This is a genomic window from Chitinophaga sp. G7 BAM 1005, from assembly GCF_057126945.1.
The window spans coordinates 3,575,118-3,588,230 of the sequence record NZ_CP181478.1 but is presented as its reverse complement, the minus strand read 5'-3'; the positions used below and the strand labels follow the sequence as shown (position 1 = coordinate 3,588,230).

The window sequence follows — 13,113 nt, the reverse complement described above, 5'->3', positions numbered from 1 at the left end:
CCATCGCTAATTTTGTTTAAAATAAAAAGTTAATGAGTCGAACAAAATACATTGCTGCCTGGTTCGCTACTATATTCATTCTTTTTTTAGCATTTGCGGGTAGCGTTGCAGCGCAGGAGAACACTAAGGATATTAGCCTCAACGAGGCCATTGCGGGAGCTTTAAGTAATAATAAAGATATTCATCTTGCCAGTATCGATGAAAATATAGCAGCTGCCAATTTTAGAAAGACGGCGGCCATTTTCCTGCCCCAGGTAAACCTTTCCTATACGGGTATTCACACAAATGATCCGCTGAATTCATTTGGCTTTAAACTGGAACAGAGAACGATTACGCAAAATGATTTCAATCCTGCCCTTCTAAATAATCCGAGCGGAACCTCCAATTATATGACCAAATTGGAAGTGCAGCAGCCATTGCTCAATATAGATATGCTTTATCAACGTAAAGGGGCCCAGAAACAAATAGAAGTTTATCAATACAAGACACAGCGCACCAAAGAATATCTGACGTTTGAGGTGCAGAGGGCCTATCTGCAGTTACAACTGGCATACGACGCGTTAAAAGTTTTAGAGGAAGCGTTACAAACTGCAAAATCGGTTTACACCTTTACAGATAACCATTTCAAACAAGGATTAATTCAGAAGTCAGATCTGCTGAATGCACAAGTGCATGTTACATCTGTTGAAAGCGGCCAGGCCCAGGCACAAAGCGGCATAGAGAACGCCTCCGATTATCTTGGTCTTTTGATGGGGCAGCCTGCAGGAACCATATACAAGCCTCAGGGTGAACTCCCGGCAGCGCCATCTGCCACAGATACCATTCGGGAAGTATTTTCAAACCGCTCTGATTTCATGGTCATGCAAAAAGCAATAGAAGCATCCGACCTGATGATCAAATCAAGCCAGATGAGTTATCTGCCCAGGCTTAATGCATTTGGTAATTATCAATATAACGACAGCCGTTTAACTGGTTTTGGCGCAAATTCTTACTTCTTCGGGGTTCAGTTATCATGGACCATTTTTAGCGGAAATAGAACAAAGAATGGTATCGCCGTGCAGAAATCAGAGCGGGACAAGCTGGCTACCCAGCTGGCGCAACAAAAGGATCAAAGTCAGTCAGCTCTGAATAAAGCTTACAGGGACCTTTCGGATGCGCGGTTTGAAATTGTACATGGAGAACAAGCCATTGAACAGGCATCAGAAGCGTCGCGCATTTTACAAAACCGCTATGACCAGGGCCTGGTAAACACCACAGATGTACTGACCGCAGCAACACAGCTTTCGCAGCTTAAATTTTCGCTTGCGAAAGCCCGGTTTACTTCAAATATAACCAGGGCCTATATACAATTCCTAACCTCAACTACTAATAAATAAACAATCAATATGAGATTAGCTATAAACCTGACCAGGACATTACAACTACTTACGGGAGTTAGTTTATTGGTGATCAGTGCCTGTTCTCCGAATGGGAAAAAGGAAACTCAAACCAGCGCCGATACTGCAATCCTGGTAACGGTCATTCAACCCTCTGCCGACGCGCAGCAAGGATTGAATGTGAGCGGCCAGATCGAAGCCGGCCAAACCGCCAACATCAGCACCAGGATAATGGGATACATCACCAGGCTGAATGTAAACGTGGGAGATCACGTCAACAAAGGACAACTGCTGGCAACGATAAGCAATGATGATATCCTCGCAAAAAGAGCACAGACCGACGCGATGATCACCGAAGCAGAGGCCGGATATAAAAGCGCGCAAAGAGATTATGAGCGGTTTAGCAATCTGTATAAGCAGCAAAGTGCATCAGCAAAAGAACTGGATAACGTTACGCTGCAATATAGCTCTGCCAAATCAAGACTGGATGCTGCTAAACAAATGCGCAATGAAATAAACGCGACGCTGAGCTATACTAATTTAACCGCCCCTTTTGCCGGAACCATCACACAAAAATTAATGGACGCGGGTAGCATGGCTAGTCCCGGCATGCCGATACTAACTATTGAGCAAAGTGGCAGTTATCAGATAAGTGCCGCAGTCCCTGAAAATTCAATCAGCCAGGTAAGCCAGGGAGCTGAAGTGACCGTAACTATCAACGCCGTCAATAAAGTAATTAAAGGAACTGTCACCCAGATCAATCAATCCTCCCGGTTTACAGGCGGCCAGTACCTTATCAAAGTGCATATACCGGACAATGAGAAACAAGGTCTGTTTGCCGGCATGTATGCTGATATTTTTATCCCGGTAAAAGAAGCGCCCCGGGATTCCGCGGGCAATGACCAGGTAATGGTGCCGCTATCCTGTATCGAATATAAAGACCAGCTGGCAGGTTTATATACTATAGGCAACAATAATACCGCGCAGTTGCGCTGGGTAAGGCTGGGTAAAACTGTGGGAAACCAGGTTGAAGTATTAAGCGGGCTGGGCGCACACGAGCAATTTATTGCAAGTGCCGATGGCCGGCTATTTAATGGTGCTGCAGTGAAAATAAAAGAGCAATAGCCCATAACGGCCTCGCTATCATTAATAACAAATCATTATATTATAATGAAAAACGGATTATCAGGAAATATAGCAAAGGCATTCATACAATCGAAACTAACGATTTTGTTGATGATCGCCTTTTTATTGGTCGGTGGGTATAGTACTTTTCTAATTCCACGTGAGGAGGAACCCCAGATACAGGTACCGATGGCCGATATTTTTATTGGTTACCCCGGCGCATCCCCAAAAGATGTGGAAACCAAAGTGGCAGCTCCATTGGAGAAAATGATCTCCAATATTAAAGGAGTGGAATACGTTTATTCAACTTCCATGCAGGGACAGGTAATGGTGATCGTTCAGTTCTATGTAGGTGAAGATGTGGAGCGTTCACTGGTAAAATTGTATAGTGAACTGATGAAGAACATGGATAAAATGCCGCAGGGCGTTACTCTTCCATTGATCAAAACCCGGGCCATTGACGATGTTCCGGTATTAGGGTTAACCATCTGGAGCGAAAAATACGACGACTATCAGCTGAAGCTGATAGGGCAGGAACTGGCCAATGAAATAAAGAAAACAGAGGATGTTTCAGATGTCAATATCCTGGGCGGGCGCAACCGCGAAGTAAAAGTGCAGCTGGATAAAAATAAAATGGCAGAAAATCATGTTGATTTCTTATCTGTCAGCAAACAGATTCAGGGCAGTAATATGCAGCTCCAAAGCGGGGAATTGTTGCAGAGGGACACTGCTTTTTCCGTGGAAACAGGCAACTTTTTAACTACCGCTGATGATGTGGCCAATCTGGTGGTCGGCGTTAACCAGCAACAACCTGTTTATCTTAAACAAATAGCAAAAGTAGAAGAAGGCGCTGAAACGCCTACCCAATATGTATTGTTTGGATATGGAAAAGCTGATGCCGCAAACGCGCATACATTTAAATCCAACTATCCTGCAATAACCTTATCTGTTGCTAAAAAGAAGGGCGCTGATGCCATGAAACTGTCTGAAAAGATCATCAGCAAAACAGAACACCTGAAGGCAGGATTATTACCGGATGATGTACATTTAACGGTTACCAGGAACTATGGAGAAACAGCATCCGATAAAGTATCTGAATTGTTGTTCCACTTGTTTATTGCTATTGTGGTTGTTACAGTATTTGTAATGCTCGCTATGGGATGGCGGGGAGGCCTGGTGGTATTTCTATCAGTGCCGGTTACCTTTGCCTTAACGCTCTTTTCTTACTACTTTATGCATTATACGCTTAACCGCATTACCCTGTTTGCGCTGGTATTTATAACAGGTATTGTGGTTGATGACTCCATCATCATAGCGGAGAATATGCACCGTCACTTTAAAATGAAAAAATTACCGCCTTTAAAGGCGGCTATATATGCTATTAATGAAGTAGGTAATCCCACTATACTGGCTACATTTACAGTAATTGCTGCGGTTTTGCCAATGGCCTTTGTATCCGGCATGATGGGACCATATATGAGCCCGATGCCTATAGGAGCGTCTATTGCGATGTTATTATCATTAATAGTTGCACTAACGCTCACCCCATACCTGGGCTATATATTCCTCCGGGAAAAAGAAAAGCACGGCGCTTCAGATGAAACAGCAGCGCATCAACCTCTTGCGGAGACACGTATTTACAAAATATATCGCTCATTCATCCAACCGTTACTGGAAACACGCTGGAAGCGCTGGACGTTTATTTTGAGTACTGCTGTGATCCTGATTGCATCACTGTTTATGTTTTATACGAAAGCGGTTGCAGTCAAAATGCTTCCCTTTGATAATAAGAACGAATTCCAGGTAGTAATAGATATGCCCGAAGGCACTACCCTGGAAAAAACGCAGGCGGTAGCAAAAGATATTGGCGCCTATATTTCAGAACAAACCCTGGTTAAAAACTACCAGTCTTATATAGGAACTTCTGCGCCCATCAGCTTTAATGGCCTGGTACGTCACTATGACCTGAGAAGAGGTGATAATGTTGCGGATATACAGGTGAACCTGGTTGATAAGAAAGACAGGAACATACAAAGCCATAGTATTGCTAAGGAAATGCGCGGCCCCATACAGCGCATTGCTAAAAAATACAACGCGAATGTGAAAATTGTGGAAGTACCACCTGGCCCACCCGTACTATCAACACTGGTGGCAGAGATCTATGGCCCCAATTATAACGAACAGATAAAGATTGCTAAACAGGTGGAGGCCCTTTTAAACAAAACAACAGATGTGGTGGATGTGGATTGGATGGCCGAAGACGATCAACCGGAATATCAAATTGAAGTTAACAAGGAAAAGGCGATGCGTTATGGTATTGCTACAGCACAAATAGCTGCCACCGTTAATGCTGGTTTATCAGGTATGTCTGCAGGGAATATCTCCCAGCCGGCGGCTTACAATCAGGTTGCTATAAAGCTGCAGTTAAGCGATGCTGATAAAACCAATATAGATGATCTGCTTAACTTGAAAATTATAAGTATACAGGGTAATGCGATTCCCATAAGGGATCTGGTAACCGTAACAAAACAGGTTAAACCCAAGAGCATTTACCGTAAGAACCAGAAAGAAGTGGTATATGTGTTAGCGGATATGGCTGGCAAACTGGAAAGTCCCTCTTATGCTATTTCGGATGTTTCAGATAATTTAAAGAAGGTGCAGGTACCCAAGGGATATTCATTGAAAGAAGAGTATACCCATCAGCCCGAACTCGAAGATAATTATAGCCTGAAATGGGATGGGGAATGGCAGATTACTTTCGAAGTTTTCAGAGATCTGGGTATCGCTTTCGCAGTGGTAATCATTATGATCTACATTTTAATTGTCGGTTGGTTTCAGAACTTTACTGTGCCGCTGGTAATGCTTGCTGCCATCCCGTTATCATTGATTGGCATTGTAGTAGGCCATTGGCTGTTTCACGCCTATTTCACAGCTACTTCCATGATCGGTTTTATTGCGCTCGCAGGGGTTATGGTTCGAAACTCTATACTATTGATAGACTTTATTAATATTCGGCTAAAAGCAGGAGTTCCGCTGAAACAGGCTATCATTGAAGCGGGGGCGGTACGTACAACTCCTATTTTATTAACAGCAGGAGCCGTGGCATTGGGCGCCGTGATTATCCTGTTTGACCCTATTTTTCAGGGATTGGCTATTTCATTAATGGGTGGCACTATTACCTCCACATTCCTGACATTGATTGTAGTGCCGTTGTTGTACTTCAAGATGATGCGTAAAAAAGATATTAAACAAGGAGGTCTTTAGTATAAAGCAAATAAGAACTAAAAATATGAAAGAGAGAATTGTACGTGCTGTTGCCGGCACACTTGTTTTAACCAGTATAACCCTGGCTTATACTGTAAATATCAACTGGTTATGGCTGGGCGTATTTGTAGGAGCAAACCTGCTGCAATCTTCGTTCACCAAATTCTGTCCATTGGAAATGATCTTAAAAGCGTTTGGCGTTAAAGATTAATAATTGCTGATCAAAAGAAAAAAAATGAAAAAATTAAAAGATATAATACGTTATAACTGGAGCTTTCCACGCGTACTTTGGGTAACTATTGGAATTGGAATTACAGTTGAAGCCATATACAGAAGGGATCTTGGGAGTGGTATTGCCGGATTGATCTATACCGGCCTGGGGTTATTTAACAGAATGTGTATTTTTTCAAGGAGTTGCTCAGTTCCTGTTAAACAAACTAAAGGAAACCTGAGCGCATCAGCTACAGAAAAGCAATCATAAATGATGGTATCTGCCCGGTTATAAAAAGCTGAACAGGGCGATCCGGAATAAGTAAAAAAGTGTTATGAATATATTTAAGCAATTGTTCGGCGGTTCGCCGAAAGTGGACCTGGAAGGTCTTATTAAAGAAGGTGCGTTTTTAGTAGACGTACGTACTCCCGCAGAGTTTTCAGGGAACCATGTAAAGGGGTCGGTAAATATCCCCCTGGATCAGGTAGCTACACAACTTTCAAAATTCAAAAACAAAAAAAGTATCATTGTGTTTTGTCAGAGTGGTGGCCGAAGCGGGCAGGCGAAATCCATCCTTGAAAAGAATGGATTTACAAATGTAGTCAATGGTGAAACCTGGTATAATGTGGCTCAGTATTGTAAAACCTCGTGAATGAGTGTATGGAAGAGGATCCGGGTATTAGCCCGATGAAGGTCTACACCCTTAATGATCCACGAAATCCCCTGGCGCCATAGTAAGATTCTGCGCCATTATGATACACGAAAATATGATCATAACGACGATCACAGAAGAGCGCGCCACCAAGTTTCCTTATTGCCGGAGGCGTTACTATCCAGCTGGATGTTTTTGTATCGAAGTTGCCAAGTTGCTGCAAGTCGCGGTATTGTGCTTCCGTTAAAAGCTCAATACCGATATCTGCAGCCATTTCAACGGCGCTGTTCTCCGGTTTGTGTTCTTTCCTCGACTCCAGGGCTTCATGGTCGTAACAGATACTTCTGCGGCCTTTAGGACTTTCTGCTGAACAATCATAGAAAATGTATTCGTCCTTACTTTTATCATAACCTACTACATCTGGTTCACCACCGGTTAATTCCATTTCATCGAGCGACCATAGTTTTCCCGGATTCGCTTCCAGCTTTGCCTGTATCTTAGCCCAGTCGAGCCCTTTGTGACGGTTCTTGTTTTTTTCAAAGCGGGTTTTCAATACGCTGAGTAGTTCCCGGGATTGTTCGGAAGACAACTTTCGTTTAGTGTTTTTCATATGGTTAATAGTTTAGAACTTCTATTTTTCTGCAAAGTCGCCTGGAAGGGAGATCGTTTCCTGTTCAATAAAAAAGAAATAGACATCCTTGCAATTTATTAACAACTGCCACGGATGCATTTACCGGGGAACAGTATCTTTCTGACCGGGCTCCCAATGGACCAGGGCCGGGTAAGCAGAAGGCTCCTCTTTGATAGGTTCCAGTTTCTTCGCCATTAATTAACAACACGAATTTACCTTCGCCTCTTTCGGTCCATTGTCTTTCCATAAATATACAGGTCATTTTTTCTCCTTAGATACATTTGTGGTACTTTGGATATATGCATGGAGATCGTTATTGAAATCTGCCCGGTGTACCAGGTTATATCGCCTGCCGGCAGGGAACATTTGTGCGATACCGATAACGTGGTTTTCTCCAACTTTCCAGATACCTTTACGTCCCTGGAAGGCGGCTGTGGTAGCACTGTTATGCATGTGATCATTGCGGTCGTTCGTCACGATTTGTCTGCTGGGTTCATAAATATCCGGCTTGCTTTCCCAATACTTTTTCAAGTTAATCATATCCGTCACCAACTCTTTCCGGTATTGCAGGCTGTCGGCATTTTGGGGAGTGATCAGTCCGTCCATTTTAGCCTGGAAGCCGGTCCATACCTGGTTGGTCATCATTTGATGCAGAGCGAGTCCTTCGTCTTCGCTCAGCGTTTCCACTTCCTCTTCGTACAGGCTTTTTACGGTATTCAGTGTTTTCCAGATGCCGCGTACTGCCATGAGGAAAGGCGTATCTCCGTTGGTGGTGGTTTGTATTACCTTCACCATGCCACCTGCAAAAAGATGATAGAAGAATTTTAATCGCAGGCCGGCTTCATCGCCGCGTGTTTGATGGTCTTCAATGGGTTTGAACGCCGCCTCCTGCCAGTACAGGCCGTTCTGGCCAAACAGGTGATTGCTGTAGGCGACTTCTGTTTGCCGCCGTTTCTGTGACTCTCTGTGTTCTTCACCCACTACATTCAGCTTGGAGGCATCGATGCTGATACGCTGTACCACCTCTTGTTTCAGCTGGGTGGCGACAGTCAGCGGTAACGCACGGGCAGTGCTGTATAGTTGCAGTGCTTTCTGGCCCATTACATCGGCCTCCAGTTCAAGTCCTTTGTCGTCGTTAACAGGGATGCCCTGTTTTAGTTGTGTGGTGGCCTGTACCCGTCCCTGTTTTTGCTGCACTACATGCCATGCTTCATGTGCCAGGTGTTTTTCCTGGCCGGGGCCGAGATGGATGTCTGTTCCCTTTGCATAGGCGAGGGCCTGCAGTTGTGCGGGTTCAGCGGAGTTGTAATGCACGCGTACATCATCCATACTGTGACCGGATATATTTTCTATACCGTTTTTAAGATGGTCCGGCATACCGGTTTTGTTTTCTTTTCTCTGTACCGGGAAGTGCTGGCTGCCGGCTTTCAGCTGCATAGGCCGCGGGCGATGGTCTGCCAGTACTTGAAGGGCTTTCTGCTGCGTTATTTTGTCGTTGTTGTTTGCCAGTTGCTGATAGGGGCGTAATTGTACCGCCTGGGAGCCATTGTCCGCAACATGTATGGCCGCCGGCGTTACATGACCTGCAGTAGCAGGCTGGCGTTTTCCGCTGTGAGGGTCTTCAGCATGTGTGATCATGAGGTTACTTTTTCCTGGTAATATGAAGATAACAAAAACCAGTCATTAAATGTAATTTCCCGCAACCTGCTTAACCAGCCTTCCTGGCAGATTGCTTTTTGTCAAAACGATTTTTTGCGATAAGATAGGCTTCCTCAATTATTCTTTTACCCGTGCAATTTCAATTTTGTTCATAGCGCCGTTTTTATTCAGGTGTATGATAAGCCTGCATTTGCAATTTGAAGATAGGATATTTTTAAAATTGAGATTACACTATAAATGCAATTAAAATTTGTTGATGGAACAGCAATAATTATCTTGCATCTTCGTAATTAATTTCCGACTACACTATGAAGCACAAGTTTAGGAATGGCTGCATCTGGATGCCTGTTTTTTGTACGCACCTGATAATGCTGTCCGCCTGTAACGGCGATGGTGAAAAATCCCAAAGCAAACAGCCCGTTGATAGCGCGGTTAGTACTGATACCACGGCGCCGGCGCCCAGGCAGGTTGATACACCCACCTTATCTATATCTACAGAAACATATATTTCCGCTATCATCAGCAGGAAGCAAGCCATCAAAAAACAATTGCCGGGCATAAAGGCCCAAACGGCCGCCCTGCTTCATGATTCCCTGGCGCTTTATATGGACACCGCCCTGATAGCAATTACTACCAATGAACAGGCATGGCTGAATGAGTATGTAAGCTACTATTCTGAAACAAAGGGCGCCATTGTACCGCCCGCGCACGTACAACAACGCATTAATTTACTGGCTACCGCGGGTATTGAACCCTGGGAAATAGGCGAGGGGTATACGGATCTTCGTACCGTTCCCACATTCTATACAAATTTGTTCAAAGCTTCCCTGCCCGCCGATTACAGCGCATACCTGCAATTGCGGGCAGATGAAGATACGGTACTATATAGCGCTGATGCGGGATTGGTAATCCCATTCAGCCTCATAGGAAAGCGGGCGCTCAACTGGGAAAAGTTCGTGGAAACTTATCCCGATAGCAAGTTTTTGGAAGCGGCCAGGGATCTGTATAACCGCTATTGTGAGGATTACCTGTTTGGGCAAGACAATACGCCTTCCTTTGAAAACAACCAAAACCTTCGTTCACTGATCCCGGAGAACAGGGCCGAATATCTTTCCTTTGTGGAACAACACGGCGATACCAGAACCGGTGGCATTGTACAACAGTTCCTGGATAAAGTAAACACCGCAAAAACGTATGATGAACTGCGCCAGGACATACAAAGTGCAATTGCGCAGTTGTAAAATAAAAGTCCGGCTCACATCTTCACAATCTTTTTTACCAACTGTTTGCCTGCTCCTTTTAATACCAGTAAATACATTCCCGGCTGCACATCACTCATGGGGAAATCAAACTGCTGGCGCCCATCCAGTTTTTCCATTTTCACCACTTTACCGGCGGTGTCACGTAATTCTGCTCTCAGCCAACGTTCTGTTGTGTTTACATAAATGAATGCGCCTGCCGGGTTGGGATAGATGCTGACACCATCTGTTTTCTCCTCCATTGCGGGCAGCATCTTACGGAGCATGCTTCCCGTGCTGCAAACGAGTACCGGCCGCCGGGTGCTGTCGCTGTTCTCGCGGGAGGTAAAGATGGCGTCGGTAGTAGCGCCTGCCAGTCCGGATACGAGCTTTAAAGTAAGCATGCCATCGGCAGACTGCTGCGCGAGTGCGATATCCGTTACATCCCATTCGGCATAATTGCCTGCGGTACGGCCCGTGATCGTATCCACCGCGCTGGTGGCGGCCGGCATGTTGTTATAGGTGATGCCGGTTTCGGTCCAGCTGTCGTTGCTCACATAGTGCGCAATCCAGGGTACGGTGGCGATGCTGGTGTTTGCATAGTTCACGTACATCCGCAGCTTTACCTGGCTGGTACCTGCGGGTAGTGCGCCCACATTGAACCGCAGAAATATTTCCCGTGTATAGCTCACCGTTGCATCCTGCTTCAGCACAAGCGACTCCGTGCCATAATTTACCCCGCCGTAAGTAGAACCCCCTCTTACATACGCATCCGCTACAGCGGTAATAACAGAGGCGGTATAAACAGGCGTTTGGCTGTTTACATGATACGTGGCAGTGGAGCCTGCATAAGGACCGGAAGGCAGGGTAGCAATCAGTTGCCGTGTTTGCGGAATGCCCGGCAGGTTCAGCTGAATGTTAACAGGTGAGGAAGATTGCGCCGGATCCGCAACGGATACCGTTACATCGGAAGTACCTGCGTTGCGTAGCATCAGCGTACATAGCCGGTCGACGGTTACGGTCAGCGAATCTTTATGAAAGGCGCCCGCCTGGTAGAAGACCATCTGCCAGATATTTAATCCACGGTGATATACTACCTGCATGTTCGCATTATTCTGCTCAATGCGTACTGCCGTGGTATCATAGGTGCTCATATTTTGCCCTGGCAATACATAATATGCATACGTGCCATTGGTGGGCGCAGTGCCGTGGTTGAACCACAGCTGGAACACATTCATGTTTTGTACGGTGGTACTGCCGCCGTTGTTAATACTTCTCCAGGTACCGGACTGCGATTGCATGCTCAGCTGCACCTGGCCTCCGGCCGGAAAGTAATAGCTGATACCATTATGCGTGATCCATTTCAGCGTGTTGTTGTAGCTGTAAGTGCCATTGGCAATGGTGCTCACCGTGCCGCTTACATTGGCAGATACGGCGCCGTTCAGCAGGCATTGGTTCACAGTGGTATTAACAGGCTGCGTGGCGGTGGAGCTGATGCCGGCGCCCAAACAAACTACTTCATTATCAAAAAAGAACCAGGCTTTCCGGGCCTGCGTATTGTAATCAGAAAATTGCAATGCGGAAACGCCGTACAGGGAATCCGACACGCCACCGGCAAAAGCGGTAGTGCCAAAGTTTACGCCCCAGGCGGTACGCAGCGGAATAGTAGTAATGTAAGGTACTGTAGTGCCGGGGATCCTGCTCCAGTCCCACACGGCAGGAATGTTATAATACTCATTGCCGCTGGCGGCGATATGCGTGGAACCGTCCGAGAGGTAATATCCCTTGAGGTTCTCCCCGTTACCGTTTTCCTGTTTGGCCGTGCGGGTAGAAGTCATATGCACCCCAAAGAGGTAGCCGGTGCGGTGATGTACGGTATAATCGGAGCGCCAGAAGTGGGTATGCAGGGAGGGCAGGAGGTATCCCGGCGACTGGCTACCGTTCAGTCTTGCTATGTTTTCGTTGTATTCAGTAACATGCGCGGTGTCCAGCACTTTGAGCTTTTCCAGGTGGTTGGTAACGCCAACGGCTAATTGATTTTCCCGGCTGATGCTGCGGCCATTTGTGCCATAATCGATATAGCGGGTCCGCATGGCTTTGAGGAAACCGTTCCGTACAAAGTCGCTGAAAACAGTTAACCGGGACCCCGACAGGGCATAGGGCGTGCCACGGAGATAATAGGCTACATTGGTTTCGCCGCTCACGAACACGGAACCATAGCCAAAGAAATACAACTGTGGCCCATGCTGGTGATAAGACAGATCATGCTGGATACCCTCGTTGGCGGTGAGTACGAGGGGATAAAATGCCTGGTCCACGCTGTATTGCATCAGGGAGTCGTTGGCGGTGAGGCAGGACCGGTACATAAAGTGCGTAGCCTCATCCAGTTTGTTGGCGCCTGTTTGACCGGAAGGGTTGCCGCGGCTCATTTGCGTGAGCAGTGCATCGCGGAGACTGCCCAGGCTTTGCTGCGCCGTGTCCAGAAGGATCAGGATTTCACCGATGCGCTGCGGATTGGAGATATGGTTATGGTACCAGTTCCAGCTTTGCGGATCGGAGGTGTTCCAGTAAGTAAGGCTGTTCACAATAGCGGTAAAAAGGGTTGTACTGTGGTAATATGAACTGGCTGATTTCGTATAGGCCAGCGCGAACGTTTTTACCCGGTTGATGTGTACATCCGCCGTATAAGTGGTGGCGCTGTAGGCATAGTTTACATCCGGCCAGGAGCCATTGCTTTGCAATGTGCCCAACGTGCTGGTTACGTTGTTGTCCAGCGTGGTGGTACTACCGGACTGTGAGAGCAGTTCCGCCCGGATACGGTCCATAATAGTGGTGTATGCCGTTTGGCCCCATGCATGGGACATAATGCACAGGAAGCCCAGGATAAGCAGCATGCTGATTTTCATAACAGTGGATTTACAACAAATCTAATGATCCCAGCCTGTCAGGTGGGGTGA

Annotated in this window: 10 protein-coding genes; 7 read left to right on the top strand and 3 right to left on the bottom strand. The window is 46.2% G+C overall.

What is annotated here, in order from left to right; all coding sequences use genetic code 11:
• Positions 1–32: 32 nt before the first annotated feature.
• The 6 genes from ACMXI2_RS14235 to ACMXI2_RS14210 all read left to right on the top strand — a co-directional run bounded on the left by ACMXI2_RS14235 (position 33) and on the right by ACMXI2_RS14210 (position 6,628).
• A complete protein-coding gene (locus tag ACMXI2_RS14235; protein WP_483782227.1) occupies positions 33–1,376 on the top strand; it encodes a TolC family protein in 1,344 nt (447 codons plus the stop codon).
• 9 nt (positions 1,377–1,385) lie between these two features.
• Entirely contained in the window at positions 1,386–2,501 is a 1,116-nt protein-coding gene (locus ACMXI2_RS14230) for an efflux RND transporter periplasmic adaptor subunit (protein WP_483782226.1), read from the top strand.
• Positions 2,502–2,546: 45 nt separating this feature from the next.
• Positions 2,547–5,765 carry an efflux RND transporter permease subunit gene (locus ACMXI2_RS14225; RefSeq protein WP_483782225.1) on the top strand — a complete coding sequence of 1,073 codons (3,219 nt, stop codon included), beginning with the start codon at positions 2,547–2,549 and terminating at the stop codon, positions 5,763–5,765.
• Between the two features lie 25 nt (positions 5,766–5,790).
• Positions 5,791–5,976: a YgaP family membrane protein gene (locus ACMXI2_RS14220; RefSeq protein WP_483782224.1), complete on the top strand. Its 186-nt coding sequence runs from the start codon at positions 5,791–5,793 to the stop codon at positions 5,974–5,976.
• 24 nt (positions 5,977–6,000) lie between these two features.
• Positions 6,001–6,246, top strand: coding sequence for a hypothetical protein (locus ACMXI2_RS14215; RefSeq protein WP_483782223.1), 246 nt, complete (start codon positions 6,001–6,003; stop codon positions 6,244–6,246).
• 64 nt (positions 6,247–6,310) lie between these two features.
• A complete protein-coding gene (locus tag ACMXI2_RS14210) occupies positions 6,311–6,628 on the top strand; it encodes a rhodanese-like domain-containing protein (RefSeq protein ID WP_483782222.1) in 318 nt (105 codons plus the stop codon).
• A gap of 43 nt (positions 6,629–6,671) precedes the next feature.
• Here the strand turns inward: ACMXI2_RS14210 and ACMXI2_RS14205 are convergent, their stop codons facing one another.
• Positions 6,672–7,238, bottom strand: coding sequence for a DUF4256 domain-containing protein (locus ACMXI2_RS14205; RefSeq protein ID WP_483782221.1), 567 nt, complete (start codon positions 7,236–7,238; stop codon positions 6,672–6,674).
• A 279-nt stretch (positions 7,239–7,517) separates the two neighbouring features.
• Positions 7,518–8,897, bottom strand: coding sequence for an eCIS core domain-containing protein (locus ACMXI2_RS14200; protein WP_483782220.1), 1,380 nt, complete (start codon positions 8,895–8,897; stop codon positions 7,518–7,520).
• A gap of 329 nt (positions 8,898–9,226) precedes the next feature.
• On the opposite strand from ACMXI2_RS14200, the gene ACMXI2_RS14195 reads away from it, so the two are divergent.
• Positions 9,227–10,159 (top strand): hypothetical protein, encoded by a 933-nt coding sequence (locus ACMXI2_RS14195; RefSeq protein WP_483782219.1) that lies wholly within the window; start codon positions 9,227–9,229, stop codon positions 10,157–10,159.
• A 14-nt stretch (positions 10,160–10,173) separates the two neighbouring features.
• Here the strand turns inward: ACMXI2_RS14195 and ACMXI2_RS14190 are convergent, their stop codons facing one another.
• The gene (locus ACMXI2_RS14190; RefSeq protein WP_483782218.1) at positions 10,174–13,062 is read right to left on the bottom strand and encodes a polysaccharide lyase family 8 super-sandwich domain-containing protein; all 2,889 of its coding nucleotides are present in this window, start codon (positions 13,060–13,062) and stop codon (positions 10,174–10,176) included.
• Positions 13,063–13,113 lie beyond the last annotated feature (51 nt).